The organism is Zavarzinella formosa DSM 19928, assembly GCF_000255705.1.
GTDB classification, from domain to species: Bacteria; Planctomycetota; Planctomycetia; order Gemmatales; family Gemmataceae; genus Zavarzinella; species Zavarzinella formosa.
In genome coordinates, this window is sequence record NZ_JH636441.1 from 257,798 (window position 1) to 273,131 (window position 15,334).

Consider the following 15,334-nt stretch of genomic DNA (forward strand, 5'->3'; position numbering starts at 1 on the left):
CGAGTTGGTCATTTTTTCGGGCCATTAAAAAAATCAATCGCCATCGGAATAGCGGCCTCGGTCATCGACATGTGATCGCCTTGGACTTCCTCAGTGACCACGTCCCGGCCGGCTTTTTTCGCTTTGCGGGCAAGTTCATCGCCGCCGAGTTTCAACAAAACATCGTCGCCGAAGTTCCCGTAATACAACCGGGCGGGGCATTTGAAACTGCCGGGGAATGCCAGCGGCGAGCGCAGGCGAAACTCTTCGGCGTTTTCCGGGTCGAAGGGCACATACTCCGGTTTCGCCTTGGCCCACCTCGGCTGATCGGTCGAACCGGAGAATGAGGCGCAAGCCTTGAATCGGGAGCTTGTCATCGAGGCCAGCATCGCCAGTGTTCCTCCGACACTGTGCCCGGCCACATAAATCCGTTTCGGGTCCACATGCGGTTGATCGGCCAAATAGGCGGCGGCGGCCAGAACGTCGTCCACCTCGTCGTAAAACATGCTGTAATCGCCCGGCAGACCGTTCTCCCCCCGCAACATCGGAACCATCACCACGAATCCCGCTTCCTCGAAGGGGCGGGCCATCTCCCAGTCTTCCATGCTGAACGAAAAACCGCCGTGCAGGAACAACACGGCCGGCTGACGGGCGGCGATCTCTTTTGGCTTGGCGGTGATCCACGCCCGCAACGTGAGGTCTCCCGATTCAAATGTCACCTCTTCCACATCGTCGGGGGGTTCCACCTCGTCGTAGGCCTGCGGGGCCGGTCCCTTTTTATCCAACGTTGTTTTGAATTTCTGCCGGGCGGCCGCGTAATCTTCATTGGTGGCCGGGAACTCCGTGGGCAGGATGTTTTTCTTGGCAAACACCACCATGCCGATGCAGCAACCCACCGACGCCAGCGCCACCACGCCGAGAATAAGACCGACGATCAGCCAAGTCGATCCCCACTGGCCAGAGGCGGCCCGCCGACGACGGGTGGGTTCCTCGGCCCGCCGGGCCAGTTCGTCATCATAATTGGCCATGAAAACACGTGGGGGAGAAAGGTTCGGTAAGCGTCGCGAGCGGAAACATCGCTTGTTTTAGCATTTCGTGCCCGAACATGGGGCAGTTTGAGATTGCGTTTTCTTCACAGCCTCGTTATGTCCGCCGCACGCGGTCGGGGGAGTGAAGCCATCACTCCGGTATCGCCGGAAAACAGGGGTTCCGGCCATGCTGTCAACGTTCCGCGGGGGGAAACAACCGGATGCTCAGCACGCAGATGGTCCGTCATGTGTTGCGGGATGAAGCCGTGACACGGGGCCTGGGGGACATCGAGGCCCGCATGATTGTCGAATGGCTGGCCGAAAAGGCCGAGCAACTCGCCGAATCCAAACCAGAAACCGAGGCTTGGGATGAACTCCTCCGGGCCTGCCGCCGGGCGAGAATCATCTCCCGGTTTGTGCAACTCTGGGGAGTGGCCGCCTCGCGAGGATCGGCCGTCCAATTGGTCACCGCCGAGCGGATGAACTGGCCGTTGCCCGTCGGCGACATGGACCCCGGCCTTCTCACGGAACAAATCCTCGCCTGGTTTGACCGACGGGACGAACTGGCCATGACCGCCTGCTGATATCTGATTATTTCGGCATCGGCATCGGCGCTCCGGGGGGGCCGCCGGGAGGAGGGCCGGGCATGCCCATGCCGGGTCCGCCGCCCATTCCCATGCCGCCCATCATGCCGCCGCCAGTTTGCGGCAAGGGGAGCATCACATCAGAGATGTGACTCCACATTTTGTTGAACTTTTCGTGGGAGACCCGTCCCTCGACGTAGACCATGTTGCCCCGGCGGCCCACCGATGATTTCTTGAAATAATCCGTCAGGGCATCGGAGATCTCTTCTTTCTTTTTGCCGTCGCCGCCTGATTCTTTTTTGCCCGTGGCGAACATATTTTCCTTGTCACCCACCTTGGCGTCTTCACGGAAAAATCGCGATTTCATCTCATAAATGCTATCTGCCGTGCTGGCATAAATCCGTTTGGCGGTGGCCTTGTCAATAAACAGTGTTCCGTCAGCCATCAGAAAGTTGTTGCCGTCCGAGGCGATCCAAGTGGCGGAGCCAATGGCAATGGTCACAAGTGTTTCCGGATTTCGCATCGATTCATCCATAAACCCGGCCGACATCATGCTCGGCCCGTGCTTCTCTAAAAGAGCCGTGTTACGAACAGTCAAGTTTTTATAGGCCTTGAAATAATGCCCGTCGGTGTTGTCCACGAGATCCCGCATCGTCTGGTCGATCTCGACCTTGCCGGGGGTCCGGTTCATCGCTTCTTCCAGTTCCTTGCGGGTGCTGCCAATAATCAACGTCCGGTCGTTCGGGAAGAAAAAGCTCACGTCGTACAACGGTTCCAAATGGCGGTCGGCCCCTGTGGGGACCATCTGATAGAGCTGGTAGTATTTCTTGCCGTCCCGCGAACTCTTTTCTTCCTTGCGATACACCGAAGCGTCGGTATAGCTGCCGAGAAATTTCGTCTGGTCCAGCGGCTCCTTGAACCGAAACATGGTCAGACTGCCGCGTCGATCCTGCGGGTCGTAGTCCTTTTCCTTTTCCCAATCCCCCGAAGCGGCGCAATTGAGGTAATACTGGACTTCTTTCTCGGTGAACCCCGCATCCTTAAACCGTTTTTCGTTTCCGTAGGCTTTGAATCGCTGAATGGAGCGGTCGAAGATGTCCTTCATCTTCGAGTTCTTCTGGATTTCCTCAACGTCCATTCCCTCGATGGAGAAGGTTTCCGGCGGGCAATAGCAGAGCAGTTTCGGATCGGCCCCCACGGGTGAATAAACCCAGTAGAAGAAGAATACGAGCGCGATGAACCCGCCGATTCCGCCGCCAACATAGGAAACCATCCGCCACGGATTGTTGGCCGATTTGCGCTTCTTGCGGGGCTTTTTCGGGGCCTCCGGTTCGTCTTCCTCGTCTTCGTCCTCATCCTCATCCTCTTCGTCGCGAGCCCTGGCTTTCTTCTTGGCGGGACGGTCATCGTCCGCAGGCCTGCGTTTTTTCGGATCGTCCGAGGGTTTTGAAGACTTGGCCACTGGGATGTTCCTCCCGCCCGGTCATGGAATGATGATGAAATGTCATGTTACCGGAGAAACAACCGGCGGAAAAGGATGAAGGATTCGGAACCAAGGATTCAGAACCAAAGATTCGGAATCCTTCCGGGTTGGAGGGCTGTGTACAATAGTCAATCGCACGACCGCCCAATTGACGCCAAGACGGACGGGGTATGGACCCGACATTTATTCCCACCGCCGAACGCCGCAAGCAAGTCCGCCTGCGGACCCGGATGGATCTCGTCATCACGCCCCAGAAATACGAGGGGAAGTGGTGTCAGGTCGTCAAAGATCCGGTGAGCCTCAAGTATTACCGGTTCAACCAGCACGAATATTTCGTGTTCCAGCGACTCTCCGGGAACATGACGCTCGACGACATCCGCAAAGATTTTGAAAAGAATTTTGCCCCGGACCGGCTGACGCTCGAAGATTTGGAAGGTTTCGCCCGGCAACTGGTGACGGCCGGGCTGGTTCAGCATGAATCGCCCAATTCATCCAAACAGTTGTTTGAGAAACGCGGCAAACAGCGCCGGATGAAGCGGCTGGCGACCGTCACGAACATCCTGTACATCAAGGTGCCGGTCTTCGATCCCGACCGCATCCTGACGCATCTGCTGAAGTACACGAATTGGATCTTCACGAAGACCTTTTTGTGGTTTTCCTTCGGCCTGATGTTGTTCGCGGCTCTGTTTGTGGCGTTCCACTACAAGACCTTTTACGCGAAGCTCCCCGCCTATCAAGAGTTTTTCGCGTTCCGGACGATGCTCTACATGTGGCTGGCCCTCGGCGTGGTGAAGATCATCCATGAGTTCGGCCACGGGCTGAGTTGCAAGGCGTTCGGCGGCGAAAGCCATGAGATGGGCTTTTTGTTCATGTGCTTTTCGCCGGCAATGTATTGCAATGTCACGGACTCGTGGACCGTCGCGGACAAATGGAAGCGCATCACCATCAGTTTCGCCGGAATTTGGGTGGAACTGATTATCGCCTCGCTGGCGACGTTCGTCTGGTGGTACACGCCGTATTGGCCGTTCGTCAACAACGTGGCGATGTGTTTGATGGTGCTTTGCAGCATCAGCACATTCATGTTCAACGCCAATCCGCTGATGCGGTTCGACGGCTACTATATCCTGGCCGACTGGATGGAAGTGCCCAACCTGCGGGAACGGGCCAATCGCTACCTGACGGGCATCCTTCAGGAAACCTGCCTGGGCGTGGAAGTCCCCCCCGAACCCTACATGGCCGGAGGGCGAAAACTCGCGTTCTTGGCGTATGCGATCGCCAGTTTCGTCTATCGCTGGGTGGTGACCGTCAGTATCTTGTTGTTTCTCGCCAACTGGCTCAAACCATACAAACTGGAGACACTCAGCACCCTGCTCGCCCTCGGGTCGCTGGTGTCAATGCTCTTTTGGCCAATGTTCCGAGGCGTGAAAAATATCCGCCAGCGCGGTAGGTTGCCCGATATGAAACGCAAGCGATTGATGATTTCCATGGGCGTGTTGTGCGCCCTGATCTTCGCGTTCTTCTTCGTGCCGCTCCCCGTGAGCCGCGTGCGGGAGACCGGAGTGGTTCAAGTGGCCGAGGGGCAGCGGGAGTTCGTGCATGTGCATGAGTCCGGCATCCTTGAGGAAGTGTACGTCCATGAGGGACAGCGGGTGAACTTGGGAGCCGACCTCGGCAAGTTCCGCAACCCGAAGCATGAATTTGACAAAGAACAGATGCAGGCGGAGAAGAAAGCGGCCGCCGCCCAGGTTCACTCGATTCTCGGCCGGTTGAGCATGGCCCAAGACTCGGCCAGCCGGACACGATTGGAACGTGATCTGACGGAAGCCCGCGCGGCCTTGAACAAAGCCCAGGGGATGCTCGACAAACAGGAACAATTGATTGCCGGAAACGAGATCCTGAAGGCGTCGCGTTCCGGCGTTGTGATGAACATTCCCAAGAAAGAAGATATCTTCAAGAACTGGGAAAAAGGAAAGTCCCCGCCGTTTTGCACAATCGGGGAGCCGAGCCAGCTGCGGGTGTTGATCCCGGTGAATGCGACGGATTTTCGAGAATTGCGGCAGAACCTCGAACGGGTCCAGCGTGAACACCCGGAGGCTCCTTGGCTGGAGGTGACCATCCTGCCGAAGAACCGGCGAGATTACCGGCTGAACGGCCGCATTGTGCGGCTGCCGGACACGGACGAGAAAAACGTCCCCATCGCCCTGACGCACCGGGGCGGCGGCAACCTCGCCACGAAACCCTCGCAGGATCAGAACGTTCATCAACCACTGTTGCAAACGTATCTCATCCCCGTGGAAATGGTTGATCCGGATGACACCATCGCCCCCGGCACGATGGCCCAATGCAAGGTTCACCTCCAATGGCGCTCGGCCGCTTGGTGGACTTGGCGAAGCATCGCCGCTTCGTTGGACATCGGTCTTTGGTGAGATTGAAGAGAAAATAATCCCCCCGGACCTCTCATATTTCCGCAGTGAAAGCGGGGGGGATTTTTTCACCTTCCGGTCTTTCATGTGAAACTTTGGGCGGCCTTGGCGCCCAAGTGGTTCGTTCACCTGCCTCCTGCTATAGTCTTCCGTATTCTCTCCTTGTCGTCTGGCCTTCATTCCAAATTCCGAGCTTCGCGGGACATCCCGATGGCGCGTCTTGGTTATTTAATCCCGGAATTTCCCCGGCAAACGCACATTCTTTTTTGGCGGGAAATCGAACAACTTCGGGCGATGGGCGTCGATCCGGTGATGTTCTCCACCCGCCGGCCCCCGGAGAACGCCTGCCCGCATGCGTTCGCGGAGGAAGGGCGCCGGATCACCACGTACCTGTTCCCGCCGCCGACACTCGCGGCCATTTTCTTTCTGCTGATACACCCCATCGGCTTTTTCCGGGCACTGATGAGCTGGCGGCAAATCTCCGGCACAACCCGCCGAAGGATTCGCGCGCTGGGCCTGCTTTTGTGCGCGGCCCAACTCTGCCGACTTGCCAAAAAGTCCGATGTCAGCCATATCCATGTGCAATCATGCGCGGATTCGGCCATCGTCACCATGTTTGCCAGACGGCTCGGCGGGCCGACTTACTCGATGACCATGCTCAACCCGCTGCCGGTCCACGGGCCGGATCAAAAGCTCAAATGGCGGCACGCCAAGTTCTGCATCTTGCTCACGAAACAAATGCACGAGGAAGTGATCCGCACGCTGGCCGGGTCGCTGCCGCCGGGGGTGTTTCTCGCCCCCTTGGGGGTCGATCATACCAAGTACAAACGTTCCACGCCGTATGTGCCGTGGACGCCCGCCGCCGGGACGTGCAAAATCTTCTCCTGCGCCCGGTTGAACCCATGCAAGGGGTTTGACGTGCTGATCCGATCCATTGGCAAGTTGCGCGATGCCGGACGCGATGTGCAGTTGCTGATCGCCGGGGAAGACTTCGATTCCGGAACCGGCCAGTATCGCCGGAATTTGGAGCAGTTGCGGGCCGAGTTGAAACTGGAAGACCGGGTGTCGATGCCGGGGGCGATGTCCGAGGCGGCCATCCGCGAACATCTCGAACAATCACACCTGTTCGCGCTGGCCAGCCACGAAGAACCGCTCGGCGTCGTGATTCTGGAGGCGATGGCCATGAGCATCCCGGTGGCGGCGACCAAAGCCGGGGGCGTTCCGGAAATCATCACCAGCGAGGAAATCGGCCTGCTGGTTCTCCCCGCCAATCCGCAGGCGATGGCCGACGCGATCAGCCGCTACATGGACAATCCGGCTCTGGCGGCGACATGCAGCGCCAACGGCCGCCAAACCGTCGTAGACCGCTTTGGCAGCGATCTCAGCGCCAAGGTGATCCGGGACGAGCGCTAACGGCTCCCGGCGGCCACATCGCGGTTTTTTGCAATCACATTGGCGCTGAATCATCCGGCGCCATTTAAACTCGTACAAGCCCGGCCAATGTTATCGGGGAAATCTCGAATTTTCCTGATTTTGCGCGTCATCTTCCGTTTTCGTCCGCTCTCAGGGACAGATATTCCCATGACGGAACCGGAAGATGAACAGTGTGAAAACGATGATCCATTCCGACACGGACCGTGAACTCCTGCAACGCTTCCGACAGACGCGCGACCGTGACGCTTTTGGAGAAATTGTCCAGCGTTATGGGCCGGTCGTCTTCGGCGTATGCCGACGAGTGCTGGGCGATTTTCAACGGGCCGAGGACGCTTTTCAGCAGACATTCCTGACACTGGCCCGCAACGCCGATACGATCCGAAAGCCGGAGGCCCTGCCGGGCTGGCTTTATTCGACCGCCCGACGATCGGCGTTGGCGACCTTGTCGCCCCGCGACCGGAAGGCGCCGTTGCCCGCCGAACTCGATTCCGGCCAGCGCGATCCCTTGGACGAAATCTCCGGCCGAGATCTGCTTCGGGCCATCGAAGAAGAACTGGCCGCATTGCCGGAAGATTATCGTTCGGTGATTTTGCTATGCGGCATCGACGGATTCTCTATCGACGAAACGGCCAGCCGGCTCGGAAGCACAAACGGTTCGATTCGCGGCCTTTTGCAACGCGGCCGGGAGTTGTTAAAGCAGCGGTTGGTCCGCCGGGGGATTGAAATCCCCGCCGCTCTCGCCGTGGTTTTTGGCACCCCCGCCTCTGTCCCGGCGGCGACGACCTCGGCAGCCATTGAGGCCTCGCTGGCGGCCTCGGCCATTGAGCCAGCCTTTGGCGCCAAACTGTTCTCGTTTTTCTCGTCGAAAACCTTCATGTTCCTGTTCCTCTCGGGGATCTTGGGGTTCGCCGGTTGGAAACTGTTCAATTCCATTCCGAAACTCGTGTTGCCGCCGTTGAACGTCGCCAAGTGGGAACTGACCACGGAAACCCCCTTGCCCAAGGGGGCCATTGCCCGCATCGGGGATGGCCGACATACCTTGGAGCTTGGCAAAAAGCAGATTCGCTTTGCCAATGACGACAAGACGCTCGTCGCCGTCGGCGACACGGATTTGATTGCATGGGATGTTGTCACCGGCAAACAACTCCATCGAACATCGATTGATGATGTTCCGGGTGATGTGTCGCCGAAAGGCCAATGGTTTGCCCAATCCGGCCGGATTTATGAGACGGAAACGGGGAAGTTGCATTGGCAGGCCTTCGACGACCGCAAGCCGGACCGGGTGCGATTTGTCGGAGACAATCGCGTCGCCATGATCTTCCACAAACATCAGGCCCGCGAGACACTGGTTCGCCAGATTGAAGTGGTCGGGAAAACCATCACCGAGGCAAAGTTCACCGGCTTCCGGGCGTTGCCGCTTCCGGGCGGCGACCGCGTGGCCGTCTGGGATCGGCCAGAGGACGATTACGATGGAATCTTGGCCGATGATCCCCGCGAATCGGAGATCCGCATTCACACGATGAAAGAACCACAAGGCAAACCGATTATTCTCAACGGATTCCGGGGCGAACCGCTGGCGCTCGAAGCCGACGCCTCAGGAAAGCGGCTCTTTGCCGCCACTCCCGACGGGCAATTGTCATGCTGGAACACTGAAACGGGAGAACGTCTTTATCATGGTCCGATCACCATTCCTCCGCCGAATGTCACTCGGGCCGTGGCGGATGGCAAAACGCTGAAGTACTTTTCACGGGATGAACTTTCACTCTTGAACGTCGCGCCCAAAGGAGACAAAGCGATCTGGAGGGGTTGGAAGAACGGCGGCTTGGTCGGCGTGACATGCCATTCCGTGGACCGTCAGAAACTTCTCTGGGTGCTTGAGCCGTCAAGTCACTCCGCTTACGCGGTGTTCCTGTTCGACGAACCTCGCGGCCGCGTGCTGGTGAACGATCAAAAAATTGATGTCTTGGATGCCGAAACGGGCAATCGCCTGTCTCCGGCCAATTCCCACTACATGAACCGTGGCCCAAGTTTCGTATCGCACAAGATGGCGCTGTCCGGCGACGGCCGACTGGTCGCTTTTTGCAACCGCAACATCGGGCTTTACGATGTCGAAAAAATCATGGATGAGCAGGCCAAGCCGACAACGACGCCGGAAACATCAAGGAGCAAAGAGGGAGCGAATCAATGTGGCTTCATCCCCGGTTCAAACAATCTCGTCTGGGGGACAAATTCAAATCTGTCCGTGACGGACATCGACCGGGGGGCCATTCTCGACACTACTGATTATTACCTGATGGATTCGATGGTCCAGGACAAACCCGGAGTCGCCGAGTGGGTTTATTTTGATCGATGGAATTCAAAATGGGTCCGGCTGTCGTGGAACGGGGTTTCGATTCAAAAGGCCGAACGACCTGTTGCCAAGGCCATGAAGACATTCGGGGATATCGACCAGAACCTCGGAATCATCCGTCCCCAAGGCGACAACTTGCTTACCGCCGTTATCTCCGGGGGACAACCACCCGTCACCACGGTGAGCTGTTGGAATCCCTTCACGGCGGAAAAAATTTGGGAAAGCTCCTTCACCGGCAACGGTGACTTTGAAGTCACCAACACCCTCACCATCGATGGGAAAAAATATCATCCCGAACACAAACCAAGGAAGATCGTCGTCTCCCCCGACGGAAAAATTCTCCTCGTCCTGACGAACACGAACCTTGTGTTTTTGAATGCCGCCACGGGAGGGGAAATCAAGAATCTCTCTTCGGGCTGGACCAAGGCCAGCCGGGTTGAATTTGAAAACGTCGAATTCACCCATGATGGCAAGCAGGTGGTTTTGGGCTTGTCCACCAATCACATGGACAACCAGCAATTACAGATTCGATCCGTCAACGACCCGGACAAGATCATTGGCAAAATCGACTTGGGCCGGCCGGGCGTTTACAGTTCCAACGGCCACAATCTGCCATTCGCCCTGAGCCTTGATGACAAACTCATCGCCGTCAGAGTCGGCGGAACAAGTTTGAAAATATTCGACCTCGCCTCGGGAGCGGTGAGATTTCATTTGCCCCAAGTCACCCAAGCGTATGGCGTGTCCTTCTCGGCCAATAGCCAGCGTCTGATCGCCAAGGAAGCGAACCAGTTCACCGCCCTTGTCTGGGACTTGGAAAAATTTGCGGTGAAATGAACCAAACTCTGCTTCATTTGGCCCGCGGCGGGGCGACCGTTTGGGGCGTCGCCGCCGGTTTCTCTTCTTCCAAAATCCCGGTGGCGTTGTCGTCGAATTCCCCTTCCCATCTCGCCATGATGCAAGAGGCGAGACAGTTGCCGATCAGGTTCACTGTCGTCCGGGCCATGTCCATCAGCTCGTCCACGCCCATAATGAGGCCCAACACCAAAGCAACTTGCTGCGGCTCCAAATGGGCCGATGAGGCTAGTGTTCCGGACAGAATTACCAGTGAGGCCCTTGGGACGCCCGCCACGCCTTTCGAGGTCAGCATGAGTGTGAACATCATGATTAGCTGTTCGCCAAAGCTCATTTCCTTGCCAATCACCTGACAGGCAAAAATGGAGGCGACCGCCAGATAGAGCGTCGTGCCATCAAGGTTAAACGAATATCCGGTCGGCATCACAAACGCCACGACCCGCTTGGGGACGCCGATGGCTTGCATCGCCTGCATCGCCTTGGGAAGCGCCGCCTCGGACGAGGTGGTGGAAAAAGCGATCAACGCCGGTTCCTTGATCGCCTTGCCAAACTTGCGGAGCGGAATTCTGGTCAACATCGCCGCCGGCAGCAGCACCATCACCATGAATACGAACAGGGCCAGATAAAGCGTCAGAATCAATTTCAGGAGGTTTAACAGAATGCCGATGCCGCTGTGCCCAACAGTCACGGCAATGGCCGCTCCGATCCCGATGGGGGCATACTTCATCACAATGCCGGTGAATTTGAACATCGTTTCCGCAAGAGCCTCCATGCCATGCAGCATGAACTCTTGTGGCTTGCCCCGCACTTGCGTCAGGGCGGCCCCGAACATGACCGACCAGAAGACAATTTGCAGCACTTCATTCTCGGAGGCCGCATGAAAGATGCTCGTCGGAACCGTGTGTTCCAATACTTCATTGAACTTGATCGGGTCTTTCCGCAGTTTGCCCGCTTCCTCCTCGGCTTTCTTCTCCGGGTCGATCTGCTTCACGCCCACCCCCGGTTGGGCCAGATTCACGGCGCCCAACCCGATGAACAGGGCCAGCGTGGTCACGATTTCAAAATAGATGATCGACTTTAGGGCCAGCCGGCCGACTCGTTTCATGTCGTCCCCGTGGCCCGCGATGCCAATGACCAGCGTGGAGAAGATCAACGGGGCGATCAGCGATTTGATCATCCGCAGGAAGATGTTGGAAAGCGGCTTGAGGTACTGCGCCTGTTCCGGCAGCAGCCAGCCGACGAAGGTGCCAATGACCATCGCAACGAGAATCCATTGCGTCAGCGAGATTTTGCGGAGGGTGGAGATCATCGGAGGGACAGTTCCAAGTTCCAAGTTCCAAGTTCCAGATTCCAAGTTCCAAGCCGGAACTCGGCGGGTCAAACGAGATGCTACCCGGCCAAACGGATCACGTCGACTGGATTATGGTTGGAACTTGGAACTTGCGACTTGGAAGCCAGAACTCACCCGGCAAAGGCGATCACGTCGATCTCGAACTTGAGAGCCGTGCCGAGGCAATTGACAATCGTGGACCGGGCGGGATAGGGTTCTTTGAAGTAATCGCGGTAAATCTGGTTGTACTCCGGCATATATTCCGGCGTTCCCACATAGCTCTTCACTTGCACGACATGGGAAAAGTCGAGTCCGGCCGCCGCGAGGATCACCCGGATGTTTTCCATCGACCGCCGCATCTCCCCCTCGAAGGTGTCCACGACGATCTTGCCCGTGGCGTCCACGCTGGCCTGACCGGAGACAAACACAAATCCGCCGGCCTTGATGGCGGGGCTGAAGGGAAGATGGCTGGAGGGGATGCCGTTGCCGGAAATCACTTGAATCATGTCGAAATCACCCGATGACTTTGTTCCGGCCACCACGCTTGGCCGTGTACAGGTTTTCATCGGCCCGTCGCATCAGTTCGCGGGGCGTGGCCGTGCCGTCCAGCGGGCACTCGGCCACGCCGAGACTGATCGTCAGGTGAAACACCTTGTCGTCAAAGCGGAAGGTGTGGGCTTCGACCAATGATCGAATCCGCTCGGCCGCCTGGAGAGCATCGGTCAGGCCAGTTTCAATTAACACCAAGGCGAATTCTTCGCCGCCATAACGGGCAAACAAGTCTTCCCGCCGGACGACCCGCTTTACGCAGGCGGCCAATTCCCGCAAGGTAAAATCCCCGCCCAAGTGGCCGAGCTGGTCGTTCACTTGCTTGAATCGGTCAATGTCGAACAGCAGCAGGGACAACGGCCGATTGTGTCGGACAGTGCGGAGGACTTCCCGTTCAAGGAACTCGTTGAAGAACCGGGTGTTGGAAATCTGCGTGAGGGCGTCGACGATGGTGAGGCGGTAAATTTCTTCGTGGTAATCGGCCTCGACATTGCCACTGGCGAGATACCGGAAGATGCAATTCCCGACCCGCAGATAGTCCCCGTCCCGCATGGGGATGGGTTCGCCGGGGAGGGATTGCCGGTCGTTGACGTAACTGCCGTTGGTAGACTGCATGTCCAGGACGTAATACTCTTCGCCAATCTTTTCGAGACGCACATGCCGACGAGAGACCGACGTGTCCAACACGCGGATGTCGCAGTCCTCGCCCCGGCCGATGATGAGTGGTTTGTCGGTGAGAATGTGCCGCAGTCCCATCCACGGCCCGGTCGGGTAGATGTGGACCAAACACGCCTCCCGGTGTGAGGAGACGGGGGCCGCATTGGCCCGACGGATGACGGTATCAACCATCTTTTCCATGATGCAACGCCGGCTGGGCGAACCTGTTATCGACGAGGCGGACAGTTGGGGGAGGCGACACCTTGTGGGGCGATGCGGGCACACCTGATTTTCGATCATACACGAAAATCGTTCAAAGCGTAGAACACATTCACTGAATTTCAAACAGTTACCCGGCAAGGGTCTTGGGGGAATCCCACCCACAGAATGCCGAATGCGCCATCTGTGACGGTTTTCCCTTGACGCCGGGCTGTTTCACCGGTATCTCTCACCCCTCACGCCAGGGATTTGGCGCCGTTTATGGGACAAGGATGTCCTTTTTATGAATTCGCGGTTCCGCATCATCGGGATGGCGCTCCTGCTTCCCTCACTGGCTGGCTGCCTCACGGCGGACGCCGTGGGAAGCCGGTGGATGGATCGCTTCCAGATTTTTCGCCCGCCACTCGACTCGGAAAGCGCCTTCGTCGAGTACGTGTTGATTGAACGTCCTCAAGGGGATGAGGTCATCAACCGCCGGGTTTGGGATCGCATCGATGAGATGGTGCTTCCCTTGGAAGTCAAAACGGTGGTCGAGGAAAACGGCCTCCGTGTGGGTGTCATCAGCGGATCAACCCCCGGCCCGTTGCGGGGACTGATCGAAGACCCGCGAACGGATCGCGGCCATCGTTTCCGCAGTTTCCACGCGGAAAAGCCCATCTCACTGGCCGTCACCCCGATGCTTCCGAAGGCAGATTTCAATTTCACAGCCGGGAATCACCCGCCGGTCCTCTTTGCCCACGATCAGGCACAGCTTGGCTTTCAGCTTTCCATCAGTCCCGGCAAAGAAGGGACTGTGATTTTGAAGTGCGTTCCCGAAGGGAAATTCCGCGATCCGAAACCCTTCAGCACCGACCTGACCATCGACCGCGAATTCTCCACCGAGCAATTCACGGACGGCACCTTTGAAATCGCCCTTGGCCCCACCGAATATCTGGTGATCGGCACGGATGTGTACCGGGAAAAAACCTTCGGCCATGCGTCTTACGTCGGCATGACCAACGAAAAGCGGGTGCAACGCTTGCTGGTCATCAAAGCCGGACAAGCCAAGGCCGAACGCCAGTCCCCGCCGCTGCTCAACGGCAAGGAAGACACCGTTGGCACTCCCCCGCTCGCCTCCCAAGCCAGCGTCATCCGGGCTTCCGGCCGGGAATAATAGAAGCGAAGACTAACCACAAAGGTCACACAAAGTTTCACAGAGAAGACCAATTGAAGAAATCTTTCTTCGATCTTCTCTGTGAAACTTTGTGTGACCTTTGTGGTTAGTCTTCGCTTTCTGCAATCAGGCCTTTGCCGGTTTGGCATGTTCCTTGTTCTGTGTCAGGAACTCCAGCGATTTTTCGGGGGATTCCAGTTCCGTCGGCAACTTCACCGCTCCGGATCGTTTCGGGATGGGCAGATTCAGCGGTTGGCCCTTTGTGTAATCCTTCATCGCCCCGACTTTGTCCTGAATCCGCATCAGGCCCTCCAGAAGGGCTTCCGGACGCGGGGGACAGCCGGGGACATACACATCGACCGGGACGACGAGATCGACGCCCTTGACGACGTTGTAACCGTATTTGAAATACGGGCCGCCGCCGCAGGTACAGGCTCCCATCGCGATCACGAACTTCGGTTCCGGCATCTGGTCATACAGTCGGCGAACCCGGTCGGCCATTTTGAAGTTGACCGTCCCGGCGACGATCATCAAATCAGCCTGCCGAGGCGTCGCCCGGAAAGCCCCGGCGCCGAAGCGGTCGAGATCATAGCGTCCGGCCCCGGTGGCCATCATTTCGATGGCGCAACACGCCAGCCCGAAAGTCATCGGCCAGAGGCTCCCCTGTCTGGCCCAGTTGACGGCTTGCTCCAGTGTGGTGGTGACGAATCCTTCTTCCCAACGGCCTTCCAGCATTCCCATCACAAGCCTCCCGAACTTGTCGGTGTGTCCGTCGTTTCCTGACCTGCCGTGCTACGAATCCATTCCAGATCGCCCCGTTTCCAAAGATAAGCGAAGCCGACCAGCATCACGCCGAAAAAGACCAGCAGGTCCAGGAACGCCAGCCGGGCCAGTCCTTTCCACGCTTCCAATTCTTCCGGAGTCGGAACCGGCGTCGCCTCACCCGGCGTCGGCGGTTTTCCAGTTAACTCGGCCAAAAGAGCCGGGCGGGCTTCCACGGGGGTGCTGGCATCGGCCAAGTGATTAGATGTGCCGAAAACAGTCGCCCACGGGAAGAAGAAAGCCATTTCCACGTCGAACACCACGAACAACAACGCGACGACATAGAACCGCAAATCGAATTGAATCCATGAGCTGCCGATGGTCGGCTCGCCGCACTCGTAGACCGTTCCCTTGGCGGCATCCGGCTTGTTTGGCCGAAGAATCTTGCCCAGCGTCAGGTTCACCAGCAGAAAGCCGATGCCCGTGCCGAGGAACACAAGGATCAGGATGACCAGTTCCGTCATGGCGTCC

General features: G+C 57.7%; 12 protein-coding genes. 5 read left to right on the forward strand and 7 right to left on the reverse strand.

Going from position 1 to position 15,334, the window contains the following annotated elements; all coding sequences use genetic code 11:
• Positions 1–8: 8 nt before the first annotated feature.
• Entirely contained in the window at positions 9–1,007 is a 999-nt protein-coding gene (locus tag BGIM_RS50995; RefSeq protein ID WP_020471033.1) for an alpha/beta hydrolase family protein, read from the reverse strand.
• Between the two features lie 221 nt (positions 1,008–1,228).
• Here BGIM_RS50995 and BGIM_RS0117500 point away from each other — a divergent pair, with 221 nt between their 5' ends.
• Positions 1,229–1,591 (forward strand): hypothetical protein, encoded by a 363-nt coding sequence (locus BGIM_RS0117500; RefSeq protein ID WP_020471034.1) that lies wholly within the window; start codon positions 1,229–1,231, stop codon positions 1,589–1,591.
• Positions 1,592–1,598: 7 nt separating this feature from the next.
• Here BGIM_RS0117500 and BGIM_RS0117505 read toward each other — a convergent pair whose 3' ends face one another.
• Positions 1,599–3,053, reverse strand: a complete 1,455-nt coding sequence (locus BGIM_RS0117505; protein ID WP_020471035.1) for a hypothetical protein — start codon at positions 3,051–3,053, stop codon at positions 1,599–1,601.
• Positions 3,054–3,244: 191 nt separating this feature from the next.
• Between BGIM_RS0117505 and BGIM_RS0117515 the strand changes: the two genes are divergently transcribed.
• The 3 genes from BGIM_RS0117515 to BGIM_RS57725 all read left to right on the forward strand — a co-directional run bounded on the left by BGIM_RS0117515 (position 3,245) and on the right by BGIM_RS57725 (position 10,115).
• Positions 3,245–5,500: a site-2 protease family protein gene (locus BGIM_RS0117515; protein ID WP_020471037.1), complete on the forward strand. Its 2,256-nt coding sequence runs from the start codon at positions 3,245–3,247 to the stop codon at positions 5,498–5,500.
• A gap of 207 nt (positions 5,501–5,707) precedes the next feature.
• Positions 5,708–6,910, forward strand: a complete 1,203-nt coding sequence (epsE, locus tag BGIM_RS0117520) for an exopolysaccharide biosynthesis GT4 family glycosyltransferase EpsE (RefSeq protein ID WP_020471038.1) — start codon at positions 5,708–5,710, stop codon at positions 6,908–6,910.
• A 184-nt stretch (positions 6,911–7,094) separates the two neighbouring features.
• Complete coding sequence (locus tag BGIM_RS57725; RefSeq protein ID WP_020471039.1) at positions 7,095–10,115, forward strand: sigma-70 family RNA polymerase sigma factor; 3,021 nt, start codon at positions 7,095–7,097, stop codon at positions 10,113–10,115.
• A gap of 13 nt (positions 10,116–10,128) precedes the next feature.
• Here the strand turns inward: BGIM_RS57725 and BGIM_RS0117530 are convergent, their stop codons facing one another.
• The 3 genes from BGIM_RS0117530 to BGIM_RS0117540 form a co-directional block, all read right to left on the reverse strand.
• On the reverse strand, positions 10,129–11,442 hold the full coding sequence (locus BGIM_RS0117530) for a dicarboxylate/amino acid:cation symporter (RefSeq protein WP_020471040.1): 1,314 nt from the start codon (positions 11,440–11,442) through the stop codon (positions 10,129–10,131).
• Positions 11,443–11,594: 152 nt separating this feature from the next.
• Complete coding sequence (locus tag BGIM_RS0117535) at positions 11,595–11,969, reverse strand: RidA family protein (RefSeq protein ID WP_029630140.1); 375 nt, start codon at positions 11,967–11,969, stop codon at positions 11,595–11,597.
• Positions 11,970–11,976: 7 nt separating this feature from the next.
• On the reverse strand, positions 11,977–12,870 hold the full coding sequence (locus tag BGIM_RS0117540; protein WP_020471042.1) for a GGDEF domain-containing protein: 894 nt from the start codon (positions 12,868–12,870) through the stop codon (positions 11,977–11,979).
• A gap of 301 nt (positions 12,871–13,171) precedes the next feature.
• Between BGIM_RS0117540 and BGIM_RS0117545 the strand changes: the two genes are divergently transcribed.
• Positions 13,172–14,041, forward strand: a complete 870-nt coding sequence (locus tag BGIM_RS0117545) for a hypothetical protein (RefSeq protein WP_020471043.1) — start codon at positions 13,172–13,174, stop codon at positions 14,039–14,041.
• A 126-nt stretch (positions 14,042–14,167) separates the two neighbouring features.
• Here BGIM_RS0117545 and BGIM_RS0117550 read toward each other — a convergent pair whose 3' ends face one another.
• Complete coding sequence (locus BGIM_RS0117550; protein ID WP_020471044.1) at positions 14,168–14,782, reverse strand: NADH-quinone oxidoreductase subunit B; 615 nt, start codon at positions 14,780–14,782, stop codon at positions 14,168–14,170.
• Positions 14,782–15,327 (reverse strand): NADH-quinone oxidoreductase subunit A, encoded by a 546-nt coding sequence (locus BGIM_RS0117555; RefSeq protein WP_020471045.1) that lies wholly within the window; start codon positions 15,325–15,327, stop codon positions 14,782–14,784. The genes BGIM_RS0117550 and BGIM_RS0117555 overlap by 1 nt, the downstream gene beginning before the upstream one ends.
• Between the last annotated feature and the right edge of the window lie 7 nt (positions 15,328–15,334).